Origin of the sequence: Pedobacter ginsengiterrae (genome assembly GCF_039537385.1) — a bacterium.
Classification (GTDB): Bacteria; Bacteroidota; Bacteroidia; order Sphingobacteriales; family Sphingobacteriaceae; genus Pedobacter; species Pedobacter ginsengiterrae.
In genome coordinates, this window is sequence record NZ_BAABAK010000020.1 from 277609 (window position 1) to 302763 (window position 25155).

Here is a 25155-nt window from a genome sequence, read left to right on the forward strand (position 1 = left end):
AACAATAACCAAATATGTTTAGTTATAATTCGCCAATGCTAAGAGATGGTTCTCTTGAAGGTAAAACAATTGTAATTACAGGAGGTGGTACAGGTTTGGGTAAAGCCATGGGTATTTACTTCTTAAAATTGGGGGCAAATCTTGTTATTACAAGTCGTAAACAAGATGTTTTGCAAAAAACCGCAGACGAAATGGAAGAAAAAACTGGCGGTAAAGTTTTAGCTTTAGCCTGCGATGTTCGCGAAATAGAACAGGTAGAAAATGTTTTAGCTAAAAGCATAGAAAGATTTGGTCAGGTTGATGGATTAGTTAATAATGCTGCTGGAAATTTTATTTCTCCAACGGAACGATTATCTGCAAATGCATTTTCTTCTATAATCGACATTGTTTTAAAAGGCACAGTAAACTGCACGCTTACTTTTGGTAAGCACTGGATTGCAGCAAAACAACAGGCAACTGTATTAAATATTGTAACCACTTACGCTTTCACGGGCTCAGCTTATGTTGTGCCTTCTGCTTGTGCTAAAGGCGGCGTTTTGGCTCTAACTCGCTCTTTGGCTGTAGAATGGGGCAAATATGGCATTCGAACAAATGCCATAGCGCCAGGTCCTTTCCCTACAAAGGGTGCCTGGGAGCGCTTGTTACCAGGAGATTTAGCTAAAAAATTCGATTTCAAAAACCGCGTACCTTTAAAAAGAGTTGGTGAGCATCAGGAGCTGGCAAATTTGGCTGGGTTTTTAATCAGCGATTTTTCGGGATATATTAATGGCGAAATTATTACCATTGATGGTGGAGAATGGTTGCAAGGCGCAGGACAAATGAACGGTTTAGAAGCTATTCCAAACGAAATGTGGGATATGCTTGAGCAAATGACCAGAAGTGCAAAATAATGTAAAACCTAAGTATGTAAAATGGATGATGTTTGAGTCTTTAATCATTTTCCGTCGCACATCTTCCATCTTACATTTTTATTATCTTTGCCGATATGAATATCTTACTATTAGGTTCAGGTGGCAGAGAAAGTGCATTCGCCTGGAAAATCAGCCAGTCTTCACTTTGTGATAAATTAATTATTGCACCTGGAAATGGAGGTACAGGTGCTTTTGGTACCAATATCAACATCAGCGTAAATGATTTCGATTCTATCAAGAAAATTGTTCTTGCTGAAAATATTGAAATGGTAATTGTTGGTCCTGAAGAGCCTTTAGTAAATGGTATTCACGATTTTTTCTTAGCTGATCAAGCCATTGCACACATCCCCGTTATCGGGCCGAAAAAAGAAGGTGCAATTTTAGAAGGTAGTAAAGATTTTTCTAAGCAGTTTATGGAACGTCACGGCATTCCAACTGCAGCTTCAAAATCTTTCACTCCCGAAACGCTTGAAGATGGTTTGGCTTATCTTCAAAACCATGCGCTTCCTGTTGTTTTAAAAGCAGATGGATTGGCTGCGGGTAAAGGTGTATTAATTTGTACTGAAACTATCGAGGCTCAAGAAGAGTTAAAATTAATGCTTGGCGGAAAATTCGGTGCTGCTGGTGCTACAGTGGTTATTGAAGAGTTTTTAAGCGGAATTGAACTTTCTGTATTTATTTTAACTGATGGTGAGAATTATCTTACACTCCCATCTGCAAAAGATTATAAAAGAATTGGTCAGGGCGATACTGGTTTAAATACAGGTGGAATGGGTTCCGTTTCTCCAGTTCCATTTGCAACCCCAGAATTTCTTCAAAAAGTTGAAGAAAGAATTATTAAACCTACGGTTGATGGATTAAAGAAAGATAATATCGATTATACTGGTTTTATCTTCTTCGGATTGATAAAAGTAGGAGAAGAACCTTTCGTAATTGAGTACAACGCACGTATGGGCGATCCAGAAACTGAAAGTGTTATTCCTAGGGTTGAAAACGATTTGGTTGAGCTTTTTATGGCTACTGCAAATAAAACTTTGAATCAGGTTAAATTAGAAATTAGTGATCAAACTGCTGCAACTGTAATGATTGTGGCGGGCGGTTATCCTGGCGATTATTTGAAAGGAAAAGCCATTTCGGGTATCGAAAATCTCCGTCACTCTAACGCTTTCCATGCGGGTACGCTTTTAGAAAACGATGTGGTTAAAACAAATGGAGGTCGTGTAATAGCCATTACCAGCTTACAAAAAGATTTATTTACGGCATTACAATCGGCAACGGCCGATGCGGGTAGAATTTATTTTGATGGGAAATACTTCAGAGAAGATATCGGTTTTGATCTAGTTTAATCTATAAAACCTATAAATAAGAAAGCTTCCAGATTTTTAGTTTGGAAGCTTTCTTTTTTATATCAAGAATTGGTTTTTATTCTGATTTATTACCCAATAATTCTTCAAGTTTTGCATGCAAAGCTTCTTCTCTTAAATCTTTTGCAATGATTTTACCTGTTGGGTCTATTAGAAAGTTAGCTGGGATGGAGGTGATACCATACATTCTTGCCGCTTCATTGCTCCAGCCTTTTAAATCCGATACCTGTGTCCAGGTTAATTTATCTTTTTCAATTGCATTTAGCCAAGCATCTTTTTTACCTGGCTGATCTAAAGAAACGCCTAAAACCGTAAAACCTCTATCTTTAAACTTGTCATAAGCTGCAACAACATTAGGATTTTCACCACGGCATGGCCCACACCACGAAGCCCAGAAATCAATCAAAACATATTTACCTTTAAAGTCAGATAACTTAACTGGTTTTCCGCTTGGGTCGTTTTGTGTAAAATCCATCGCAAGAGCGCCGATTGCCGTTTTTCTATCATTCATTAAAAAAGCGTCTAACTGTTTTCCCATTGATGATGATTTTAGCTCAGGTGATAATAAATCGAAGGCTTGATTGGCATTTTCCTTTTGTTGGGGATTGCTAGCCATTTGGCCAACCGTATTTAAACTGATAAATGAATTTGGGTTTTCATTTATAAAGCCCAGCAATACTTTCAACAATTGACTTGTTGCCTGCTCGAATTTAAGGCGAATTGTATCTACGATTTGTTCATCTCGCTTTTGCTGATCAGTAAAACTATTGTATTCTGCATCAATTGCAGCCAATTGATCGTTAATGGGTTTAGTTAATGCTTTTAATTTTTTAGATTCATTATTAATTGCTGAGCGAGAAATTACTGCTTTTTTTAACGAATCTTGCCCATTAATTCTAATCTTTTCAGGTGCTACATATAGCGATAAGGCATCTAATTGATCATCTTGGTTTGACGGATTGGCAAAAGGATTTTTATTTAAAAATAATACGCCTTGCGTCGGACCCGCTAAATTTCCTCTAAAAACAAACGAACCTCTAGCATTTTTTACTATTGCAGAATCAGAAACATTTTGTGCACCGTCCTGATAGATTAAATATATCTTATCTCCTTTTTTCAAATCCTTTATTTTGCCATTAATTTTAAATGGCTTTTGGGCGAAGGCTGTAAATGGTAATAATGCTAATGCAAATAATATTTTTTTCATTAAGTGTTTTATCTGTGTAACCAAAAATAGGTATATATACTTTTTAGAACGCGCTCGCTTGTGTAAAATTATGATAACTTTTACACTACTTCATTACTGAAATTATAATTATTTGATTGTAAATCAATTGTATACCTGTTTTTTTGATTGTTATAAATCCAACACTTTTATACCAGGAATCATTTAATGCCAGATGTAAAGCGTAATTGTTGCATACAGTAAAACCAGCTTTACAAGCGATTTATGGAAACTGAACAAACTGTTTTAAAGATAGATTCGATTTATGAATTTGTTAAATTCAATGCTTTGAGAAAAATTTTAATTTAACTTTTGATAAGTACGCCACCATAAATCTGGCATATCGCCATTTACGGCCATTTGATAATCATCGTACCGACAAGGAACCAAATGGTAACGTTCGTTTTTAGATTGACCTGAGGGATAAGGAACCTGCATCCACCAGCGATCTGATTTTTTACTCTTCACAAAAGTCATCTCTCCAGATCCATCTTTTAAACTGGTTCTGTAAATTATAAATTGCGATTTCGGAGTTAAAGGGAAATCTTTTTTGCGTGCATAAAAACCGTCGATAAAGTACCAAACCATTTCCGCTAATAGAAAAGCAGTTTGTCCGTTATTATCGTAAGCAGGGTTAAATTCATAAAATCCGATAGAAGTTAATTTATCGTTCATGCCAGCGTAACGGGTAATTCGGCAAGCTTCTTCTCCGTCGAAACCATTTGGTGTTGCATTTCCATTTGCTGCGGCATCTGCAGAACGAATGCAGCCCATATCGAAGCTAATCATATTTGCATTACGAATTATGGGCTCGGTTAAGGTAATATCTTGTGAAAACTCGCCTAAACGGTGAACATCAAAATATAACTTATCCATTACACTTAAGCTTTCCTGATTTACAAAATAAGTTTGGTAACCAATGTTGCTAAAATTGAAAAGGTAATTTGGCTGATGTAAGAAAATTTTATTCAGATAACAATCTGAACGTGTTGCAATGCCTTCCTGGTTATCATCATCTATATCAAATTGGTTATCCACAATAACCAAATCAACTTTTTGCTCTAAATTTTCATATCCCAGGTATTGAGCGTAGGTTAAATCCTGGCCACCTCCGATAATTACAGGAATAATATCATTTTTTATCAACTCCGAAACAACCATCTTTATTGCGATATATGTATCTGCAACAGTAGCACCAGGTCTTATATTTCCTAAATCTACCAAGCGACTGGCAAATGCACCTTCATTAAGTTTGTAAAATTTCTCCCTAAAATAATCTGGACCAATACCACAGCCTTCATTATCAACCGCACTTCTACCATCAAGTACCCCAAAAATGGCGATATCAAATTTGTTTTCCTCAAAATCGGGAAAAGATTCGGTATAGAATTGTGTTTTTAAACCAAGCTGGCTGGTAAAAAAGCCTTGCTTTGGAGTAAATTGTTCGGTATTTAAGGGAGAAAAGAAATCGGTTAATGACATATATTTAAAACTATCGCCTCAAATATCTATTTTTGAATGCGTATTTTCACATGTAGTCCGAAAAAAATAAATGATACTTGTAACTGGCGGAACAGGATTTTTAGGTTCTGAATTAATAAAACAGCTAACAGATAGTGGTTTAGCCGTTCGAGCCTTAAAACGGAGTACTTCCAAAATTCCTAAAATTTTAGATAATAACCCGTTAATTGATTGGGTTTTAGGTGATATAAATGAACCCGCAAATCTGGAGGATGTTTTTGTCGGAATAACTAAAGTATTTCATTGTGCCGCTTTTGTTTCTTTTAATCCGAAAGATAAAAAACAACTTTTTCATGTTAATATAGATGGTACTTCAAACATTGTAAATCTTTGCGTTGAACATAATTGCAGGTTATTACATGTAAGTTCGGTTGCTGCATTAGGTGAGGCAAAAAAAGGAAAACAGATTACTGAAAAGGATTTTTGGGAATACGATGCAAAGGCGCATGCTTATGGTTTATCTAAGTATGAAGGCGAAATGGAAGTTTGGCGTGGCATTACCGAGGGTTTAGATGCTGTAATTGTTAATCCATCGGTTATAATAGGTAAAAATGCAGGTTTCGAAGGGAGTGGCGCAATTTTTAAATTAGTAAAGGGCGGTTTTCCTTTTTATACTGATGGAGCCTCGGGCTTAGTTGATGTTGAGGATGTGGTTAAAGCAATGATATTGCTGATGGAAATTCCAGCTACCGCCGAGCGATATATCATCTCTTCTGAAAATTATCATTATAAAGATTTATTTACCGAAATAGCAAATGGATTTAAAGTTAAGGCACCAAAAACGGAAGCGAAGCCGTGGATGTTGGGGATCGCCTGGAGAGCTTTAAAATTCTTTTCTATTTTTACAGGAAAGCAACCATCAATTACTAAAGATGCTGCAAAAAGCAGCTTATCTTTAAGTTATTATAACAATGAAAAAGTAATTAACGAAACAGGAATTACATTTAAGCCTGTTGGCCAAACTATACAAGAAATTACCCAATATTTAAAATAATGCCGAAACAGAAAGCCTACTACATAATTGATTTTGATAGCACTTTTACTCAGGTTGAAGCACTTGACGAGCTTGCCAGAATTTCGTTAAAAAAGCATCCCGAAAAGGAAGCTATTTTTCAGAAAATTGAGGATTATACCAATCTCGCAATGGAAGGTAAGCTTTCGTTTTCCGAGAGTTTAGCTCAACGGGTAAGATTACTGGAGGCTAACGAAGAGCACTTAAAGCAGTTAATTAAGCATTTAAAAAAGAAGGTTTCAACTTCATTTTCTCGCAATGCCGAATTTTTCAAAAAACACGCTGATGAAGTTTTAATTGTTTCAGGTGGATTTAAGGAATTTATTACTCCAGTTGTAAGTCAATACCACATTAAAAAGGAAAATATTTATGCCAACACTTTTGTAACCACAGGTGATGGTAAAATTATAGATTACGACCATGCAAATCCACTAAGTGAAGAAGGTGGAAAGGTAAAACTACTTCAACATTTAAAACTTGAAGGGGAATTATTTGGCATAGGCGATGGTTATTCTGATTTTCAGCTACGCGAAAGTGGCATGATTAATAAATTTTTTGCTTTTACCGAAAACATTGCCCGTGAAAGCATTGTGGCTAAAGCCGACCACATTACGCCGAGTTTTGATGAATTTTTGTACGTGAACGATTTGCCTCGTGCCATTTCTTATCCAAAAAATAGAATTCTCTGTTTGGTCATTGGCGATGTTAATCCAGCAACAACGGCGATTTTAAAAAATGATGGTCTTTCAATTAGACAGAAAACATCTTTCGAAGAAAAATATGTTAAGGATGTTGGGATTATTATTTTAGCAGATGGTGAAAAACTAACGAAAGAACAGCTAAAGAATGCTGTTAAGTTAAAAACCATTGGGTATTTGGGGAATGCGAAAAATAAAATCGATTTCGATTTATGCACGAAACAAGGCATTGTGGTTTTCGATGATCCGAAAAACAATCCGCGTAATATCGATTTCATTCCTAAACGCGTGGCCGATTTTATGAATACTGGAGCAACTTATTTAAGTAGCAATTACCCGAATTTACAATTGCCTAAAATTGATAAATCTCACCGTTTAATTCACATTCATAAAAATGTTCCAGGTATTATGGCGAAGATAAATACTGTTTTTGCTAAGCACGATATTAATATTGTAGGACAATTCTTAATGACAAATCCCGAAATTGGATACGCCATAACAGATATAAATGCGGAGTACGATAAACAATTGTTTAAAGCCTTGAAAAAAATTGAACACACCATAAAATTCAGGGTGCTTTATTAAAATCGATTATCAGTATTCCTACTACAGTGGAGAAATCTTTTTACTAAGGGTAAGATTTCTTCACTTCTTTACCTCCAAACGCAAAGACGATGGATTTATCTTAAAAACGAGTGCTTTTTTAAAAGCCTGTATTTCGGATTTCCTATAGCCTGAGAGCGATAAATTCCAGTATGGCCAGAAAATAAATAAGCCGTTGTACAAGCCAACGCTATATATATACCCGAACTTACTCCAAATAATTCCATCCCCATAAAAATACAAGCTAATGGCGTATTTGCTGCGCCTGAAAATACGGCAACAAAACCCATTCCTGCTAATAATCCAACAGGTAAGGGGAGAAATAAGCTTAAAAAACTTCCTAAGGTTGCACCGATAAAAAATAATGGGGTAACCTCGCCACCTTTAAATCCAGCACTTAACGTTAATGAGGTTAAAAATAGCTTTATGGCAAATGTGTAATATGGTTCTTGGGTAGTAAAAGATTCTGAGATTACAGGAATACCTAAACCAATATATCTGGTTGTAGCGGATAAGTATATTATTGTAATAAGTATGAAACCTCCAATTACAGGTCTTAATGGTGGATATTTTACTTTTCCAAAAATGCTTGATAAACTGTGATTTAGAACCGAGAAGCTTCTGGCTGCTAATCCAAAAATAATTCCAGCCAATAAAGAGCAAAATAAGTTTAAGATATGCATGTCTGGAACAAAAGCTATAGAATAATGTGTATGGCCAACACCCCAAGTTTTACAGATATAATCAGCAATTATTGCAGTTATAAAAGACGGTAATATTGCACTATAAAATAAGCTTCCAATAACGAAAACCTCCAGTCCAAAAACGGCACCCGCTAGTGGTGTTCCAAATACTGAAGAGAAACCAGCGCTAATACCACATATTAAAATAATCTTTCTATCACTTGGTTCGAGTTTAAATATTTTGGTAAACTGGTCGGCAAATGCACCTCCAATTTGTACCGCAGTTCCTTCTCTCCCAGCAGAACCTCCAAATAAATGCGTAATTATAGTCGCCGCAAATATTAGCGGAGCCATGATCAGCGGAATTATATTTTTAGGGCTTTGTAATTCTTCAATTAGCAAATTATTTCCTTTTACTACTTCTTTACCCCAATAATGGTAGGCTAAGCCAATTGTTAATCCCGCAAAGGGCAGCAAGCCTATAATCCAGAGGTGTTGTTCTCGATATTGAGTTGCCCAGTTAAGCGCTTCTAGAAATAAAGCTGAAGCAGAACCAACAATTATACCTAGTAAAGCCGAAAAGAAAATCCATTTCAGTCCATTCCAAAATAAAGCACTAAAATCTATTTGAATAATACGATTGAGATACAGAAGAAAACCTTCTGTTAGTTTTTTAACAGGCATTTAAAATTAATTTTAAATAAAATCGTAGGAGTCATCAGCCTGTTTTGGCGGTTTTGGCGGTACCCCATCGCCATTGTTTCAAATGTATAAATTTTAGTTATTTGTTCAAAATCTTTAACACCTTTGTACTGATAAACCAAAACGATGGATTTTACACCAGAAATAAAAGACAAACTCAATCAGTTACAGGAAAAATATACAGCAATGGGGCAGGATATGGCCTCTTATCTCGATGGTTTGCTCTACGCTGATTTTCTAACCTATTGGGACTATATCCATTTGGATACCTTGTTGAGTTTACAAAGCCCAAAAACTCCTTTCCCTGATGAAGAGATTTTCATCATGTATCATCAAATTACAGAGCTCTACTTTAAGTTGGCCTTGCATGAGTGTAAACAAATAGCCGAACATGAAAATTTGACAGTCGAGTTTTTTACTGCCCGTGTTAAAAGAATAAATGCTTATTTTAATGCTTTAACAACCTCTTTCGAAGTAATGGTTGATGGTATGGAGAAAGAACAGTTTCTAAAGTTCAGGATGTCGCTCTTACCTGCGAGTGGGTTTCAGTCAGGGCAGTATCGAATGATTGAAATCTGCGCTACAGATTTTATCCGTTTAGTTGACAAAAGCAAACGAGAAGAATTAAGTAATGCAAGCATTGATGAGCAGTTCGAAAATATTTACTGGAAATTCGGTGCAACGGAATTGGCTTCTGGCAAGCAAACTTTAACCTTAAAACAGTTTATTAAAAAGTATTCAGTTCAGTTTTTACAACTGGCAAAGGATAGAACTTTAACTAATTTTTCGGCACTTTACCATAAATTAGAGGCTTCGGGAAGCAATGTTGCTGCCTTGGCTGAAGAATTAAAAAAGTTAGATTTGTACGTAAATGTAGAGTGGCCACTTTCTCATTATAAATCGGCTGTTCGTTATCTGGAAAAAGATCCCGTTGATGTTGCGGCAACAGGTGGAACAAACTGGCAGAAGTATTTGCCTCCGCGTTTCCAAAAAAGAATTTTTTACCCATTCTTATGGACTCCAGAACAAATGGAAGAATGGGGAAAAGGGTGGGTGCTTAGTGTACTCAAAACACTAAATAACAAAGATTAATATCCTAAAAAGCTATTTAAAAAGCGTCTTTTTTCGTAATTTGCGCCAAATAGTTAATGACAGAATGAGTGGATTATTGAATTTTAGAATGAGCGTAGAAAAACTACGGTCATTTGATCATTCACTCCTTCAAAATTCAATAATATGACCGAGACATTAGATATCAAAATTGCGAAGGCTGATCAAACAAGATTATCAGTTACCGATTTTTCGCAATTACCTTTCGGTAAAGTTTTTACCGATCACATGTTTACCGCTGATTATGAAGACGGCGAATGGAAAAACCTTCAAATTTTACCATATGGGCCAATTTTAATGAGCCCTGCAATTTCTGCGCTTCATTACGGCCAGGCAATTTTCGAAGGTTTAAAAGCTTATCGCCAGCCTAACGGTGGAATTAGTGTTTTTCGGGCCGATAAAAATTTCGAGCGTTTTAATAAATCTGCTGCAAGAATGTCTATGCCTTCTATTCCTGAAGAAATTTTTATGCAAGGTTTAGCAGCTTTAATTAATATCGATGAAAAATGGGTGCCTTCACAAGATGATTACGCTTTATACATTCGTCCTGTTATGTTTGCTACCGATCCTTATTTAGGCGTTAAAGCATCAGATACTTATAAGTTTGCGTTACTTACTACGCCAACCGGCCCTTATTACAGTAAGGCTTTAAAGGTTAAAATCGAAACTGAATTTACCAGAGCAGATGAGGGTGGTGTTGGTTTTGCTAAAACAGCAGGTAATTATGCTCGTTCTTTATATCCTTTCGAGGAAGCGAAAAAAGAAGGATACGACCAGTTAATTTGGACGGATTCGATTAACCATGAATATATCGAAGAGGCAGGTACTGCAAACCTTATTTTTGTAATTGATGGTAAATTAGTTACGCCTTCGGTTCGTAGTACCGTGTTGGATGGTGTTACCCGCGATACTATTATCAAATTAGCTAAAGCTGCTGGAGTAGAGGTTGAAGAACGTAGAGTATCAGTTAAAGAAGTTATAGAGGGTATTGAAAGCGGAAGTTTAACTGAAGCTTTTGCTGCAGGAACTGCTGCAACTGTAACGCAAATTGGTGAAATTGGCTACTTAGGTAAAACATATAAATTAACAGATTCAGCTACAAGAACCATTTCTAATGGCATTGCTAAAAAACTAAACGATATTCGTTACGGTTTGGCACCAGATGAATTTGGATGGAACTGGGTTTTGTAATTCGTTAAAGACTTAAAATATAAATGCCCCAATACATTGTACTGGGGCATTTTTTATATCAAAGCTTTCCGCTTTAAGCTTATTTATCTAATATCACAACACCTTTAGCTTCAAAAGCCAGTTCTTTTTTAGGATCTGTAATTTTAGCTACTTCTTCAGGCGATTTTTTCGCATCCTCAGCATAGTGACGTAAGGTTTCTACAGAGATGGTTTGCTTTTTAGCAACACCGTCTAAAACAACTTGCTTGCCTACAATATCCATTGGCATAAAGAAAGCATAATCTTTAAAAGTAACTCTCATTGGTTCACCGTTAGCCATTTCTAAGGTCATCCAGCATCCTTTTTTCTTACATACATCTACGACTTTACCTTCAATTTTCATATCGGTAGTTGTTTTGCTACCCATAGCGGCCTCCATTTTTGCGGCAGGTTTAACATCGCCAGGTGTAACTGCTTCACCAAATTTTTGGCCTTTATATTCTGTCTGAGCAAAAGTGAATGTAGCAATTAAACAAAACGCTAAGCTTAAAATAATTTTTTTCATGATGGTATTCTTTAAGAGATATAATGATTAGTTATTCCGATAATTATCTGTTTCAAAGTTATTTAAAATTTTTCTAAATAGTGAAAACAAAAAAAATCCTCGCTAGTTCTCACTAACGAGGAAAATCATCCCTATTGTTATAGATCACATCCCATGATGTACAACATAACATGTAAGGCAAATGTTAAACCAAACTTAATATTTGAAGTAATCGGCTTGTATTGTGTTGTTTTTCAGTGATTTATGATTTTGTAAAACTTGTGCCAATATTTTTCTTCTTGGGGAATCGGGGAAAATCATCTTCTAACTGTAGAAACTTGTTGATATGGTTCCCCGTTTTTTAGCGTCGCTTTACCCAAATATTAAACTAAATACTTCTTCAATTTTACTAACGGCCTTAATTTCTATATTATATTTTTCTAAGGCTATTCCCTTTAGGTTGTATTTAGAAATATATATGCTTTCGAAACCTAATTTATCTGCTTCTGCTATTCTTTGCTCTATTCTATTAACAGCTCTAATTTCTCCAGATAAACCGACTTCAGCTGCAAAACAATTTTTAGAAGAAACGGCAATATCCTGGTGCGATGAAATAATGGCAATTAATACAGCTAAATCAATTGCAGGGTCTTCAACCCTAATGCCTCCAGCAATATTTAGAAATACATCTTGTGCACTTAATCTAAATCCACAGCGTTTTTCTAAAACAGCTAAAAGCATGTTCATCCTTCGCGTGTCAAAACCAGTAGCCGATCTTTGTGGATTGCCATAGGCAGCAGAACTTACCAGCGCTTGCGTTTCGATTAGCATTGGTCTTGCGCCTTCCAGCATTGCCGCAATTGCAATTCCGCTTAATTCTTCGTCGCGTTGCGATAACAATATTTCTGAAGGATTCGAAACCTCTCTTAATCCACTACCTTGCATTTCGTAGATCCCCAGCTCAGCTGCTGCTCCAAATCTATTCTTTATCGAGCGTAAAATGCGATAAACATGATGTCTGTCGCCTTCAAACTGTAAAACAGTATCAACCATGTGCTCGAGTATTTTCGGGCCCGCGATAGCGCCATCTTTTGTGATGTGCCCAATTAAAAAAACGGGTGTTCCTGTTTCTTTAGCAAAACGTAATAATTCTGCAGTACATTCGCGTACCTGCGATACGCTTCCAGGTGTAGAATCGATATGTGCCGAGTGCAAAGTTTGTATAGAATCAACAACTACAATTTCGGGTTCAAGTATTTCAATTTGTTTAAATATATTTTGAGTAGAGGTTTCGGTTAAAATATAGCAATCAGAAGATGGACTTTCTTTTATCCTTTCTGCCCGCATTTTAATTTGTTGTTCGCTTTCTTCCCCAGAAATGTAAAGCAGTTTTTTACCTTTTAAATTTAAAGCCAATTGCAGCATTAAAGTCGATTTACCAATGCCAGGCTCACCTCCAATTAAAATCAATGAGCCTTCAACTAAACCGCCACCCAATACGCGATCCAATTCTTTATCGCCCGTAGGTATTCTTCGCTCAGTAGAACTTTGTATTTCATCAACCTTGCTTGGTTTACTAAGTTTTCTTGAAGTAGCTTCAGTTTTCCATGTTGGAATGGAGGTTGAACTTTTTTCGACGATTTCTTCTACAAAAGTATTCCACTGGTTACACGAAGGACATTTACCTAACCATTTTGCAGATTCGTATCCACAACTTTGACAGAAGTATGCTGTTTTAGTTTTTGCCAATTTAATTTTAGATTTTAGACTTACGAATTTAGATTTTATACGCTGGAAAAACTAAATCATTTTTGCACAAAAAAAACGCCTAATTCCAATAAGGTATTAGGCGTTTTTATAAAATTCTTTCTTTAAAGTTTTATCTCTTCATCTTTTGATGAGATAAAATGAAACTCTGTTAAATAGTATGCAGATTGTGCTTTTACTTTTATCCATTGGCCATATTTAAAGAACCAACGACGTTGTAAGCTAAAAATTCCTTTTGTGATATAAGCTTCGATGTAAGGATGGACACAAAGTGTAATTCCTTTTTCATTTTGCTCTCTTAATATGTAATTCAGGTTGTTCTCAATATCATCCATAAGAACAATACTGGCTTTTATTTCACCTGTTCCATCACATGCAGGGCACTTCTCTACAGTAACAATATTCATTTCTGGGCGAACACGCTGTCTGGTTATTTGCACCAATCCGAATTTACTCGGCGGCAAAATCGTGTGTTTAGCACGATCCAAAAGCATCAATTCGCGTAAATAATCGAATAAAATTTTACGGTTAGTTGGTTTGTGCATATCGATAAAATCGATTACCACAATACCGCCCATATCGCGTAAACGCAATTGACGAGCAATTTCTTTCGCCGCCTCTTTATTTACCTGTAAAGCATTCTCTTCTTGATTTTCTTTACTGGCAGTACGGTTACCGCTATTAACATCGACTACATGCAGTGCTTCTGTGTGTTCTACCACCAAATAAGCACCACCTGGCAAGTTTACTGTTTTGCCAAAAGCATTTTTGATTTGCTTTTCAATACCGAAATGATCAAAGATTGGTTCTTTTTGTTTGTACAGTTTTACAATTTTTTCCATTTCTGGAGAAATATCATGTACATAAGAACGAATATCATCGAACAACTCAGGCGTGCTCACGTAAACGTTTGTAAAATCAGGATTCAGAATATCACGAATTAACGTAGATGATCTGTCCATTTCACCCCAAACTCTTTTTGAAGGTTCGGCAGTAGGAAGTTTTTTAATAAAGGTTTCCCACTTTGCAACCAAATCTAAAAGATCTTTTTGCATTTCGGCAACACCTCTTCCTTCGGAAACGGTTCTGATGATTACCCCAAAATTTTGAGGTTTAATACTTTCGATAATCTTTTTAAGGCGATTACGTTCTGTATTACTTTTTATTTTTTTTGATATGGATATGGTATTGGAGAATGGCACCAGTACCACATACCTGCCGGCGATAGATAGGTCGGAACTTAAACGCGGTCCTTTTGTAGAAATTGGCTCTTTGGCAATTTGTACAGGAACGAGCATATTTTTACTAAGCACATCAGAAATTTTGCCCGCTTTATTTATATCAGCTTCGAGCTTTAAATTATCTAACAGTGTGCCTGTAACCGAGCCATTACGCTTGATCTTAGTTAGCTTAATTAAAGATTGTACCTGTGGGCCCAAATCAAAGTAATGCAAAAATGCATCTTTTTCATAACCAACATCCACGAAAGCAGCATTCAGGCCAGGCATAATTTTTTTAATGCGGCCTAAATAAATATCGCCTACAGCGTAGTTATTATTGATTTGTTCTTTATGAAGCTCAACAAGTTGTTTGTCTTCAATCAAAGCTATGGTAACTCCGGCAGGAGTCGAATTGATAATTAATTCTTTTACCAACAGCTACAGATTTAAGGCTTTCGCCTATTAACAAATGGATAGTAATCAAGAAAATATTGATATAGCCAGAGATTATATAAGAAAAAAAATCATATATAAGTGTTTAAACCTCATAGTAAGCTATGAGGTTTAAAGGCTAAATCAAAATAAGAAACTATTTTTTCTTATGTCTGTTTTTTCTTAAACGTTTTTTACGTTTGTGCGTAGCCATTTTATGTCTTTTTCTTTTTTTACCGCTTGGCATAATTTTAAGTTTTAAATGTTTTTATTAATCCGTTAATTAACTTTTATTCTTTAGTTCAGCAACCTTTTTATCGATAAATGATGATAAAGTTGGATTTGCCGCTAATTTTTTGCTTTTTAAATAAGCCTCTACGGCTTCTTTGTTTTTGTCTAAGTTTTCTAAAGCCGTAGCTAAATAAAAATAGGCTTCAGGTGTTGGCGCTGTAGCAATAACTGTGTTAAAACGAGGAATTGCTTTATCGAACTGACCTGATTTAATTGAAAATAAACCAAGGTTCATATTTGCTTTAAGATTTTTAGGGTCTTTAGCAACAACTTCTAACAACATTGCAATACCTTGCATTGGTGCGCCTAAGCCATTTACTATCGTTACGCCTAATCCTGTTTTGGCATCTATGTTTTCTTTGTCTAATTCAAGCGCTTTTGTGAAAGAAGTATTCGCTTTCTGCAATAAAGCAGGTTGTGCTAAACTATCTTGTGTACTCTCAAAAGCTTTTAAAAATTTATTGCCAGATGCTAACCAGTTTGTAGCTGTAGGTTTAGCTTCGGCAACAACTTCTAAATAAAGTGCAGAAGGTGTCAATTGTTCAACATCATCCCATTTCTGAGCTAGTTTTTGAGCCAATTCAGTTTTTTCTGTACCAGTTGCACCTTTGTAGCTGTTTTCTAAGGCTGTAATATCAGTCGCTAAACTTTTATTAATTACATTTTTAGCAGCTTCAGATGTTTGTTGAATGCTTAATCCAGAAGTAGAAGGAGCTGCTGCCTGGGCCACTTGACCCGATGATGGCATTTTACCATTTTCTTCTGTTGGTTTAATTAAACCTTTAATATCTCTAGTAAATAAGAAGGCAACAAGCAATAAAATCGCTCCAATAATGATGGTTTGTTTTAATTTTATGCTGCTATTCATATTTTTAGATTTAAGCTTCTACTTGAATTTTTTTAGAGTTATTTTTTACTTTATCAACAAAAACTTTTGCTGGTTTAAAGCTTGGAACAAAATGTTCTGGGATAATTATTGCAGTGTTTTTAGAGATATTTCTAGCTGTTTTTTGTGCTCTCTTTTTAACAACAAAGCTTCCGAAGCCTCTTACGTAAACATTTTCACCGCCAATCATGCTGGTTTTGATAACCTTAAAGAACGCCTCAACCGTTTCCTGCACATCAACCTTCTCAATTCCGGTTTTTGTTGATATTTCTGAAATAATATCTGCCTTAGTCATATTTTATTAATTATTATGTATTGTGTATTTTAATATTATCACTGATTTGGGGTTGCAAAAGTATTGCTTTTTAATGAGATAGGGAAATAAAAGATGATTTTTTTATCACGGTTCTTATCAGGCTATTGCAAGTTTTTTTAAAAACAAATAATTACACCGTAATTTGCAGCAATGACATTCCAAAATGAGCTTATAAATTGGTATCTGAATAATAAAAGAGATTTACCCTGGCGGCATACAAATGATGCTTACACGATATGGCTCTCTGAGATTATTTTGCAACAAACCAGAGTTGAACAGGGGTTACCGTATTTTAACAAATTCCTAGAGAATTTTCCAACTGTTGCAGATTTTGCTTCCGCAACAGAAAGTAAGGTATTAATGCTTTGGCAAGGATTAGGCTATTATTCCAGAGGAAGAAATATGCATGCTACAGCGCAATTGGTCATGAGTAATCATAATGGCAATTTTCCGAACCAGCACGATGATTTGATCAAGCTTAAAGGAATCGGAGCGTACACCGCTGCAGCAATTTCTTCTTTTTCAGCCGGAGAGGCGAGAGCTGTTGTAGATGGAAATGTGTTTCGGGTTTTAGCCAGGTATTTTGGAATTAGTACAGCAATTAATTCTCCGGCAGGTAAAAATGAATTTTTTAAGCTCGCTAATGATTTGCTTTATGCCGAAGATTCTGCATTATACAATCAGGCAATAATGGAATTTGGCGCACTGCAATGCAAACCTAAATCCCCCAATTGTGCTGTTTGCCCAATAAGTATAGATTGTTATGCCTTTCAGAATAAAGTTGTAAATCAACTGCCTGTTAAGATTGGAAAGGCCGAAAAGAAGCATAGATATTTTAATTATTTTGTATGTAATAACGGTACCGAAGTTTTAATGAAAGAACGCCAGGCAAAGGATATATGGCAACATCTTTATGATTTTCCGAATATTGAAACGAATTCTATTTTAATAATTGAAGATACCGACTTCGTTAATCAGATAAAAGACATGTTTGGAGAGGAGGCAGATTTTAAGCTGATTACTTATAAAAAGCATATATTAACGCACCAAATAATCCATGTTCAATTTTTTGCTTTAAAAAATTATATATTTAACTTTAGTAAACAAAAGGAACTTAATTGGGTTTCTTTAGATGTACTAAATGAACTACCTCAACCTAACGTTATCAAAAACTTTATAGATGAGAACTTTTAATAAATGAATAGACTAACTAACTTTCATTTGATTTAACAATCGCTTTAAGATAAAACTAACCAAAAACAATATTTTATGTCTGGGATTAACAAAGTTATTTTAGTAGGGCACTTGGGAAAAGACCCAGAAGTGCGGCATTTGGATGGAGGCGTTACCGTAGCCAGCTTTCCGCTCGCAACATCAGAAACGTATAATAAAGATGGTAAGCGTGTAGAACAAACCGAATGGCATAATATAGTTTTATGGAGAGGTTTGGCGGAAGTTGCTTCAAAGTACTTGCAAAAAGGTAAACTAGTTTATATTGAAGGTAAGTTAAGAACTCGATCTTTTGAGGATAAGGAGAAGGTGAAAAAGTACGTAACTGAAATCGTTGCAGAGAATTTCACTATGCTTGGACGAAAAAGTGATTTTGAGCCTGGTCAACCAGTAAACCATGTTCAGAATAATGTAGAATCGAAAATAGAAGATGAATTTACAATACGACCAGATGATGAAAATGGTGATCTGCCGTTCTAAATTCAATTCGTTATAAAACAAAAAAGGTTGCCAGAAATAAAATGGCAACCCTTTTTTATCTCTCCGTTTTACGTTATTCTACGGTTACAGATTTAGCCAAATTTCTTGGCTGATCTACATTACAACCTCTCATCACTGCAATATGATAAGATAAAAGCTGCAATGGAATTGTTGCTAATAAAGGTAAAAATGCTTCATCAGAATCAGGAATCTCAATGCAATAATCAGCCATTTTTTTAACTTCAGTATCGCCTTGAGTTACAATTGCAATAACTTTTCCTTTACGGGCTTTTACTTCTTGTATATTACTGATCACTTTCTCGTACGATGAATTTTGAGTTGCAATAAACACAACTGGCATTTCTTCATCAATTAAAGCGATTGGGCCGTGTTTCATTTCTGCTGCAGGATAACCCTCTGCATGGATGTAAGATATTTCCTTAAGCTTTAAAGCGCCTTCTAATGCGACAGGGAAACCACTTCCTCTACCTAAGAATAAACAATTTCTCGAATCCTTAATTTGTGCCGCAACTTCCTTAATTATGTCGTTAGATTCAAGCGCAGTTTGGATCTTATCAGGGATATTATCTAATTCAGTTAATAAACTAATCAATTTAGATTGAGTAATGGTACCTTTTTGTTGAGCCATGTAAAACGCCATAAGCGTTAAAACCGTAACCTGAGCAGTAAATGCTTTTGTTGATGCCACACCAATCTCTGGACCTGCATGGGTATATACGCCTGCATGACTCAATCTTGGAATTGAAGCTCCTGCAACATTACAGATTCCGAAAATGGTAGCACCACGCTCTTTAGCCATTTCTATTGCCGCCATAGTATCAGCAGTTTCTCCTGATTGAGAAATTGCAATTACAACATCTTTTTCTGTAATAATCGGATTACGGTATCTGAATTCTGATGCATATTCAACTTCAACTGGGATCCGTGCGTATTCTTCGATTAAATATTCTCCAACCAAGCCAGCATGCCATGATGTACCACAAGCAACGATAATTATACGGTCGATATTTTTAAGTTTTTCTACAAACTCTTTAATACCGCCCAATTGCACCTTACCTTCTTCGGGATAAATACGGCCACGCATACAATCTCTGATAGATCTAGGTTGCTCGTAAATTTCCTTTAACATAAAGTGATCGAAGCCACCTTTTTCAAGCATTTCAAGCTTTAACTCTAATTCCTGAATTAGTGGGGTTTGAACAACATTATCTAAATGCTTTACTAATAAATCATCTTTTGTTACTAAAGCAATTTCATTATCGTTAAGGTAAATTACATTCTTCGTGTATTCAATTATTGGTGTCGCATCAGAAGCAATAAAGTATTCGCCTTTGCCGACTCCAATAACCATCGGACTGCCTTTTCTTGCAGCAATTAAACGATCTGGATACGCTTTGTCCATAATCACAATCGCGTAGGCACCGCTAACTTCGTGTAAGGCTAGTCTTACTGCTTCGAGAAGATCTATTTGTTCAATTTTTTGAATTTCCTCGATTAAGTGAATCAAAACTTCCGTATCGGTATCACTTTTAAATTCATGACCTCTACCTAAAAGCTCTTCTTTAAGCGTAGCATAGTTTTCAATAATACCATTATGAATGATCGATAACTGACCATCGTTTGAAGTATGAGGATGGGAATTCCGATCCGACGGTACACCATGTGTTGCCCAGCGGGTATGTCCCATGGCAATTGTTCCCGATTTATCTTTATCTTCTGCAAATTCTTCTAAAGCAGCAACTTTTCCAACTTTCTTGTAAATATGATCGCCGCTATTGTTCATTAATGCAATTCCAGCACTATCATAACCGCGGTATTCTAATCTTTTAAGGCCTTTTAAAACAATTGGCCAAGCTTCTCTGTAGCCTATATAACCTACTATTCCACACATGTTTTTATAAGTATTTTGCGCCAAATATACTAAACAAACGTTTGCTTTATAGGGGTATTGATTTTTTTATTGGAAAAATTTGAAACTAAAAAGCCCCGCTTGTTTAACAAGCAGGGCTTAGCGTATTTAAACAAAATCTTAATTTATTTTTGTGTAATAAATATTAAGTTTTAATCTGTTGGTCGTGCTACCAAAAGTTCCAATAACCGCTCTCGATGCCGAGTAAGTAGTTCTTGATGTGCCTAAATTAAATGCTGTTGCCGTTAAAGAAGATGGAGCAATATATGTTCCGTAATCAATCTTAGTTCCGTCAATAATATCTTGTACATACGCTGTAACATTAAATACATACCTGTTTTTTAATGAATCGTAATAACCTCCAAATACTGCATCCGATTTTGCTCTAGCATCACCTGTATAAGTTGCGCCAGTCGAAGAAGTTCCAGATTGATCGTGGTCTGGTAAATTTACTTCCTGGCTTGCAATATCCCAGCGATATAGCGATAATCTTTGTGAAGGTGCAAATGGTAAAGCGAATGTTCCAGCGCTTAAATCAACCACTAATTCTGCCTTGTTAATAATTGCCTTTCCGTATGTGGTTGTAAAGTTTTTAAGCGTAGGGAAAGAAATTTTTGTTCTTACACCACCTAAATCTTGCAAATAAGTTACACCGTATTGAGTTGGATTAGCTGCTGGACCAGGATTATCTAATTGAGTTTTAACTGCTGTACTTGTGTAATCGTGGTTAATATTTGCTGTAACTGTCCCACTCGAAGTTCCAATTGGGAAATTAGTGGATACCGTATCAATCCCACTTGATGCGTTTGTTGTTTTGTAAACCAGTTGCAGGTATGAATTGGTACCAGCAAAGTCTAAAAAAGCAACTCCACCTGTACCAGTAGAGCTTGTTTTGTTTATTTCTGCATATAAACCTTTAAAATACTGAACAAATTTATCACTTGTTGAAGTACCTGTTGTTGGAAGAGTTAAAATTGTATTCTGAATAAAAGCTTTATTCAAAGGAATTCTAATTTGAGCAGGAACCGTTCTTACTGTATCCTTTCCTCCAACCACAATATCCGTAATTTTGATTTTCGTATTTGGGAATATTTTACTGTTAAAATTACCTAATAAAGTTCCATTATGTGGAATTGCATCAGAAGCTTTAAGTTTTAAAATTGGAGCAGTTAACTGGTAAACATCGATACTGTATTTTGATGTAGCCGTATCGCCATAAAACTGCGGTGCTAAATTTAAAACCAAAACGGCCGAATCTAAAACAGGTGAAGTTTTAAAATCATAGCTAAGACTGGGAGGCGTAACCGTCATACCCACGCTCGACTCTGTTTTACCGAAAATTGGATCAACCATATAGCCGATCGGATGTTGAGTTAATATACTGGTATTAAAATCAGGCTCCTTTAAAGTTTGAGAGGTAACCTGCTGATCATTCACCAAAGTGCCTTGAATAGCTGTGTTTGGGTCAACATCTAAACCAATATTACTCGTGTTTTTACAAGATGCAAAAAGAAAAAGACCTATCAACAGGGTTAATAAGTCTTGTTTTATAAATTTCATATTTAAAATAATAATACCTAATTAAGCAACAGAAACCAATTCTTCATTTGAAATTTCTTCGTAAAAAGTGTAGAAGTTTTCAAAATTTTCGGTTAAGTTATAAGCTAAAGTTGGCTTATTTGAATCTTTAACAAATTTTAACATAGCTTCATCAAGATTTTCATCTGCTAAAACTACTGCATCCGAGTGTGTTATCGCTCCAATGTGTAAGCTGTTTAAATCTGCAGGTTCAAATGCTTTAGTATCATCTTCTGTCATATTTGCCATTACAGCTTTCTTCGAGAAGTTAACATTTAATTTTTCAGTGAAACCGCCTTCATATACAGAGTATACTACTTTAGAATTTTTGAAAGTAGGATCGTTTTTGTAAGTTGTTTTAATGTAAGCAGGTACCAATGAACTCATCCAGCCATGGCAGTGAACAATATCAGGAGCCCAGCCTAATTTTTTTACCGTTTCTAAAGCGCCTTTACAGAAAAAGATTGTACGCTCGTCGTTATCGTCAAAGAATTTTCCACTTGCATCAGCAAATACTTGCTTGCGTTGGAAATACTCTTCATTATCCAAGAAATATACCTGCATGCGTGCAGCTGGTATAGAAGCCACTTTAATAATTAAAGGGTTATCGTTATCATCTATGATGATGTTCATTCCCGATAAGCGTATTACTTCGTGTAAACGATTTCTTCTCTCGTTGATGTTACCGAATTTTGGCATTAAGATGCGGATTTCGAATCCTTTCTCTTGCATTGCCTGTGGTAACTGGCGAGTAATTTCAGAAATTTTAGTAAGCTCGAGGAAAGGCGACATCTCGTGTGTAACAATCAGCAGCTTCGTTTTTGCCATCTCCATATTCTAAGAAAATATTAAGTTAAATAAAAGATAATGAGCTGCAAAGATAAGAATAATAATACTATTTATCAATATAGCAAGCATTTGTTTGGTTTCGTTTATATTAATTTACACCTTTACGGCTTTAATTCAGATTGTTCAAATTGGAAGTATTCAAAACTAAAGAAGCACTTAAGGCTTATTTAAAACCACTAAAGGCATCAGGTAAAAAAATAGCACTTGTACCTACTATGGGTGCTTTACATAATGGCCATATTTCATTAATAAAGTTAGCGCAGGAAAATGCTGATGTTATTATATGCAGTATTTTCGTTAATCCTACTCAATTTACCGATCCAAAAGATCTAGAGAAATATCCGCGACCAATTGAACATGATCTGGCCATGCTTAATGATGCTGGTTGTAATGGCGTTTTTATGCCAAATGTTACAGAAATGTATCCCGCAGGTGCAGATGAAAACTGGCACATAGATTTAGGCAAAGCCGAATTTTTATTAGAGGGCGAATTTAGAAAAGGCCATTATCAAGGCGTTACTCAAATTGTTAAGAAACTTTTTGATGCAGTAGAACCAGATCTAGCCATGTTCGGTCAGAAAGATTTTCAGCAAGTACTAATGATTAAAAATATGCTCGCTCATTTCAAACTGCCAATAAATATAATCACATGCCCAATTATTCGTGAAGATGATGGACTGGCTATGAGTAGCAGGAATATTCATCTTTCTGAAACAGACCGAAAAAATGCTTTGGTTTTAAGTAAATCTTTGCAGTTTGTTGCCGATAATTTCACGAAATATTCTTTGGAGGAACTTGAAGAAAAAGCAAAGTCGCTTTACAACAATATAGAAGGCGTTACACTCGATTATTTCACAATAGCCGATGGCAATACGCTGGAGCCTGCAAACTCTAAGGATGAAAATAGTTTAGTGGCTTTAGTAGCAGCTCAGGTTGGCACAACCCGACTTATAGATAATATTATAATTAAATAACCTAAGAGGGAAGGAATAGTTGAGCTATTGCTAATTCTACATCATCCGTTTCCCATATTATATCTTCATCGCACTTTTCGTTTTTTTCATCCAATCCTTTATTACTAACTTTGCCAAATGGTTATCACAATATTAAAATCGAAAATACACCGTGTTAAAGTAACACAAGCTGAATTGAATTATGTAGGCAGTATTACGATTGATGAAGATTTAATGGATGCAGCTAACATTATCGCTAATGAAAAGGTGCAAATTGTAAATAATAATAATGGTGCTCGTTTCGAAACTTATGTAATTAAGGGCGAAAGAGGAACAGGAACCATTTGCTTAAATGGCGCAACAGCTCGTCTTGCTCAACTTGGCGATATACTTATTATTATGTCTTACGGTTCTCTACCTATCGAAGATGCAAAAAAATACAATCCAATACTTGTTTTTCCTGATGATAATAATCACTTGTTAAAATAAACATTTTGATATTCAGCCTTAAATCGGTGTTAAAATACCTGATCCTCTTTTTTGTGGGTGTTGGCATTTTATATTTAGCATTTAAAGGGCAGGATTTAAATGGGATTTGGCTTGAAATCAAAAATGCTAAAATCCATTGGGTAATGGCTTCATGCGTTTCATTATGGATGGCGCACGTACTTAGAGCTGCAAGATGGCGAATGCTTTATCAATCAATAAATTATAAAGTTGGTTTTTGGCATACTTATCACGCTGTAATTATTGGCTATCTGGCAAATTTAGCGCTGCCGCGTTTTGGCGAAATAGGTCGCTGTTCTATTATGCTTAGAACAGAAAAAGTTCCCATGTTTTCTTCAATAGGAACCGTAATAACAGAGCGATTGATAGATGTATTGATTCTGTTTTCGGGCGGAGTATTTATGCTGGTTTTTCAGTACAACCTGGTTTCTGGTTTTATTTATAACAATCTGTACCTAAATTTTGCTCTTAAACTGAGAAGTTTGAATTACCTTTCGCTTATCGGTATTGGGCTCGTGTTAATGTTCTTTTTATTTTTGATGATTTATTTTATTAAGAAAAAATTGAGCAAGAAGTTTTTAAGAATACTGGCAGGGTTGAAACAAGGCTTTAATTCTTATGGCAAACTTAAAAATAAAGCCTTATTTATGCTTTATACTTTCGGTATCTGGTTTTTCTATTGCCTTTCCATGTATTTAGCTTTTTCTTCTATACAGATTACCAGTAATTTAGGCTTTAATGCCGCTTTTACGGCATTGGTTTTTTCGAGCTTCGCAATGGTTGCGCCAGTGCAAGGTGGAATCGGTGTTTTTCATTGGATGGTTGCACAGTCATTGGTTTTATATTCGCTTTCTTTTAAAGATGGTTTGGCTTACGCAACTATAATTCACTCTTCACAAATTCTGTTAACCTTAATTTTAGGAAGCCTGAGTTTATTGGCCGTCTTAACCAAAAAGCAAAAGGTAACCAAGGCAGTTTAAGTTCCTTTATATCCATGGTAACCTCGGATGTAACTCGGTAATACTTCGGTATAACCTCGGTATATTGATACTCTAGATAAGCTGGTTATTAACTGAGGATTCTGTGAAGTAAAACAGACTAAGCAAGGCCAATAGAAATTTTATTGCTTCAATTTGTTATAGAGAAAATTCTGATAAAAATAAATACTATGCA

The 25155-nt window shown here is 35.6% G+C and carries 22 protein-coding genes and 1 riboswitch; of the genes, 11 read left to right on the forward strand and 11 right to left on the reverse strand.

The annotated features are described in order from the left end of the window. Window positions 1-14: 14 nt before the first annotated feature. Both ABD692_RS19900 and purD read left to right on the forward strand, forming a co-directional pair. On the forward strand, window positions 15-890 hold the full coding sequence (locus tag ABD692_RS19900) for an SDR family oxidoreductase (protein WP_344769790.1): 876 nt from the start codon (window positions 15-17) through the stop codon (window positions 888-890). Window positions 891-985: 95 nt separating this feature from the next. Beyond that, window positions 986-2257, forward strand: a complete 1272-nt coding sequence (purD, locus tag ABD692_RS19905; RefSeq protein ID WP_344769792.1) for a phosphoribosylamine--glycine ligase — start codon at window positions 986-988, stop codon at window positions 2255-2257. Between the two features lie 76 nt (window positions 2258-2333). On the opposite strand, the gene ABD692_RS19910 is transcribed toward purD, so the two are convergent. Together ABD692_RS19910 and ABD692_RS19915 are read right to left on the reverse strand one after the other, a co-directional pair. Continuing rightward, window positions 2334-3482, reverse strand: a complete 1149-nt coding sequence (locus tag ABD692_RS19910; RefSeq protein WP_344769794.1) for a redoxin domain-containing protein — start codon at window positions 3480-3482, stop codon at window positions 2334-2336. Between the two features lie 318 nt (window positions 3483-3800). Beyond that, window positions 3801-4982, reverse strand: a complete 1182-nt coding sequence (locus ABD692_RS19915; protein ID WP_344769796.1) for a formimidoylglutamase — start codon at window positions 4980-4982, stop codon at window positions 3801-3803. A 70-nt stretch (window positions 4983-5052) separates the two neighbouring features. Between ABD692_RS19915 and ABD692_RS19920 the strand changes: the two genes are divergently transcribed. Then, on the forward strand, window positions 5053-6015 hold the full coding sequence (locus ABD692_RS19920) for an NAD-dependent epimerase/dehydratase family protein (protein ID WP_344769798.1): 963 nt from the start codon (window positions 5053-5055) through the stop codon (window positions 6013-6015). Further along, on the forward strand, window positions 6015-7316 hold the full coding sequence (locus tag ABD692_RS19925; RefSeq protein ID WP_316762820.1) for an HAD-IB family phosphatase: 1302 nt from the start codon (window positions 6015-6017) through the stop codon (window positions 7314-7316). The genes ABD692_RS19920 and ABD692_RS19925 overlap by 1 nt, the downstream gene beginning before the upstream one ends. Before the next feature lie 95 nt (window positions 7317-7411). Here ABD692_RS19925 and ABD692_RS19930 read toward each other — a convergent pair whose 3' ends face one another. Then, window positions 7412-8701 (reverse strand): voltage-gated chloride channel family protein, encoded by a 1290-nt coding sequence (locus ABD692_RS19930; RefSeq protein WP_344769801.1) that lies wholly within the window; start codon window positions 8699-8701, stop codon window positions 7412-7414. Window positions 8702-8719: 18 nt separating this feature from the next. Then, window positions 8720-8782: riboswitch (Fluoride riboswitch) on the reverse strand. A gap of 63 nt (window positions 8783-8845) precedes the next feature. Between ABD692_RS19930 and ABD692_RS19935 the strand changes: the two genes are divergently transcribed. Both ABD692_RS19935 and ABD692_RS19940 read left to right on the forward strand, forming a co-directional pair. Next, on the forward strand, window positions 8846-9811 hold the full coding sequence (locus tag ABD692_RS19935) for a tryptophan 2,3-dioxygenase family protein (protein WP_344769803.1): 966 nt from the start codon (window positions 8846-8848) through the stop codon (window positions 9809-9811). Window positions 9812-9955: 144 nt separating this feature from the next. Beyond that, window positions 9956-11020, forward strand: coding sequence for a branched-chain amino acid aminotransferase (locus ABD692_RS19940; RefSeq protein ID WP_316762813.1), 1065 nt, complete (start codon window positions 9956-9958; stop codon window positions 11018-11020). A 79-nt stretch (window positions 11021-11099) separates the two neighbouring features. Here the strand turns inward: ABD692_RS19940 and ABD692_RS19945 are convergent, their stop codons facing one another. The 5 genes from ABD692_RS19945 to ABD692_RS19970 form a co-directional block, all read right to left on the reverse strand. Next, the gene (locus ABD692_RS19945; protein ID WP_316762809.1) at window positions 11100-11564 is read right to left on the reverse strand and encodes a DUF4920 domain-containing protein; all 465 of its coding nucleotides are present in this window, start codon (window positions 11562-11564) and stop codon (window positions 11100-11102) included. Between the two features lie 351 nt (window positions 11565-11915). Beyond that, window positions 11916-13292, reverse strand: a complete 1377-nt coding sequence (gene radA / locus ABD692_RS19950; protein WP_316762806.1) for a DNA repair protein RadA — start codon at window positions 13290-13292, stop codon at window positions 11916-11918. 122 nt (window positions 13293-13414) lie between these two features. Further along, window positions 13415-14965, reverse strand: coding sequence for an Rne/Rng family ribonuclease (locus tag ABD692_RS19955; RefSeq protein WP_344769807.1), 1551 nt, complete (start codon window positions 14963-14965; stop codon window positions 13415-13417). A 280-nt stretch (window positions 14966-15245) separates the two neighbouring features. Continuing rightward, window positions 15246-16121, reverse strand: a complete 876-nt coding sequence (locus ABD692_RS19965; protein WP_344769809.1) for a tetratricopeptide repeat protein — start codon at window positions 16119-16121, stop codon at window positions 15246-15248. 10 nt (window positions 16122-16131) lie between these two features. Next, window positions 16132-16434 carry an HU family DNA-binding protein gene (locus tag ABD692_RS19970; RefSeq protein WP_056093708.1) on the reverse strand — a complete coding sequence of 101 codons (303 nt, stop codon included), beginning with the start codon at window positions 16432-16434 and terminating at the stop codon, window positions 16132-16134. A gap of 171 nt (window positions 16435-16605) precedes the next feature. Here ABD692_RS19970 and mutY point away from each other — a divergent pair, with 171 nt between their 5' ends. Continuing rightward, window positions 16606-17649, forward strand: coding sequence for an A/G-specific adenine glycosylase (gene mutY / locus ABD692_RS19975; RefSeq protein ID WP_344769815.1), 1044 nt, complete (start codon window positions 16606-16608; stop codon window positions 17647-17649). 75 nt (window positions 17650-17724) lie between these two features. Beyond that, entirely contained in the window at window positions 17725-18165 is a 441-nt protein-coding gene (locus tag ABD692_RS19980; protein WP_316762789.1) for a single-stranded DNA-binding protein, read from the forward strand. Window positions 18166-18238: 73 nt separating this feature from the next. Here the strand turns inward: ABD692_RS19980 and glmS are convergent, their stop codons facing one another. From glmS to ABD692_RS19995, 3 genes are all read right to left on the reverse strand, one after another. Next, on the reverse strand, window positions 18239-20077 hold the full coding sequence (gene glmS / locus ABD692_RS19985) for a glutamine--fructose-6-phosphate transaminase (isomerizing) (RefSeq protein WP_316762787.1): 1839 nt from the start codon (window positions 20075-20077) through the stop codon (window positions 18239-18241). A 138-nt stretch (window positions 20078-20215) separates the two neighbouring features. Beyond that, on the reverse strand, window positions 20216-21655 hold the full coding sequence (locus tag ABD692_RS19990) for a DUF4270 family protein (protein WP_344769819.1): 1440 nt from the start codon (window positions 21653-21655) through the stop codon (window positions 20216-20218). Between the two features lie 21 nt (window positions 21656-21676). Continuing rightward, window positions 21677-22501 (reverse strand): glycogen/starch synthase, encoded by an 825-nt coding sequence (locus ABD692_RS19995; protein ID WP_344769821.1) that lies wholly within the window; start codon window positions 22499-22501, stop codon window positions 21677-21679. Window positions 22502-22650: 149 nt separating this feature from the next. On the opposite strand from ABD692_RS19995, the gene panC reads away from it, so the two are divergent. The 3 genes from panC to ABD692_RS20010 all read left to right on the forward strand — a co-directional run bounded on the left by panC (window position 22651) and on the right by ABD692_RS20010 (window position 24962). Next, window positions 22651-23496 carry a pantoate--beta-alanine ligase gene (panC, locus tag ABD692_RS20000; protein WP_344769823.1) on the forward strand — a complete coding sequence of 282 codons (846 nt, stop codon included), beginning with the start codon at window positions 22651-22653 and terminating at the stop codon, window positions 23494-23496. A 117-nt stretch (window positions 23497-23613) separates the two neighbouring features. Further along, window positions 23614-23964: an aspartate 1-decarboxylase gene (gene panD, locus ABD692_RS20005; protein ID WP_316762775.1), complete on the forward strand. Its 351-nt coding sequence runs from the start codon at window positions 23614-23616 to the stop codon at window positions 23962-23964. Between the two features lie 5 nt (window positions 23965-23969). Further along, window positions 23970-24962: a lysylphosphatidylglycerol synthase transmembrane domain-containing protein gene (locus tag ABD692_RS20010; protein ID WP_344769827.1), complete on the forward strand. Its 993-nt coding sequence runs from the start codon at window positions 23970-23972 to the stop codon at window positions 24960-24962. Window positions 24963-25155: the final 193 nt, after the last annotated feature.

Bases quoted from the DNA above. Each gene is read 5' to 3' on its own strand.
- ABD692_RS19900 (WP_344769790.1), top strand. From the start codon at position 15: ATGTTTAGTTATAATTCGCCAATGCTAAGAGATGGTTCTCTTGAAGGT.
- purD (WP_344769792.1), top strand. From the start codon at position 986: ATGAATATCTTACTATTAGGTTCAGGTGGCAGAGAAAGTGCATTCGCC.
- ABD692_RS19910 (WP_344769794.1), bottom strand. From the start codon at position 3,482: ATGAAAAAAATATTATTTGCATTAGCATTATTACCATTTACAGCCTTC.
- ABD692_RS19915 (WP_344769796.1), bottom strand. From the start codon at position 4,982: ATGTCATTAACCGATTTCTTTTCTCCCTTAAATACCGAACAATTTACT.
- ABD692_RS19920 (WP_344769798.1), top strand. From the start codon at position 5,053: ATGATACTTGTAACTGGCGGAACAGGATTTTTAGGTTCTGAATTAATA.
- ABD692_RS19925 (WP_316762820.1), top strand. From the start codon at position 6,015: ATGCCGAAACAGAAAGCCTACTACATAATTGATTTTGATAGCACTTTT.
- ABD692_RS19930 (WP_344769801.1), bottom strand. From the start codon at position 8,701: ATGCCTGTTAAAAAACTAACAGAAGGTTTTCTTCTGTATCTCAATCGT.
- ABD692_RS19935 (WP_344769803.1), top strand. From the start codon at position 8,846: ATGGATTTTACACCAGAAATAAAAGACAAACTCAATCAGTTACAGGAA.
- ABD692_RS19940 (WP_316762813.1), top strand. From the start codon at position 9,956: ATGACCGAGACATTAGATATCAAAATTGCGAAGGCTGATCAAACAAGA.
- ABD692_RS19945 (WP_316762809.1), bottom strand. From the start codon at position 11,564: ATGAAAAAAATTATTTTAAGCTTAGCGTTTTGTTTAATTGCTACATTC.
- ABD692_RS19965 (WP_344769809.1), bottom strand. From the start codon at position 16,121: ATGAATAGCAGCATAAAATTAAAACAAACCATCATTATTGGAGCGATT.
- ABD692_RS19970 (WP_056093708.1), bottom strand. From the start codon at position 16,434: ATGACTAAGGCAGATATTATTTCAGAAATATCAACAAAAACCGGAATT.
- mutY (WP_344769815.1), top strand. From the start codon at position 16,606: ATGACATTCCAAAATGAGCTTATAAATTGGTATCTGAATAATAAAAGA.
- ABD692_RS19980 (WP_316762789.1), top strand. From the start codon at position 17,725: ATGTCTGGGATTAACAAAGTTATTTTAGTAGGGCACTTGGGAAAAGAC.
- glmS (WP_316762787.1), bottom strand. From the start codon at position 20,077: ATGTGTGGAATAGTAGGTTATATAGGCTACAGAGAAGCTTGGCCAATT.
- ABD692_RS19990 (WP_344769819.1), bottom strand. From the start codon at position 21,655: ATGAAATTTATAAAACAAGACTTATTAACCCTGTTGATAGGTCTTTTT.
- ABD692_RS19995 (WP_344769821.1), bottom strand. From the start codon at position 22,501: ATGGCAAAAACGAAGCTGCTGATTGTTACACACGAGATGTCGCCTTTC.
- panD (WP_316762775.1), top strand. From the start codon at position 23,614: ATGGTTATCACAATATTAAAATCGAAAATACACCGTGTTAAAGTAACA.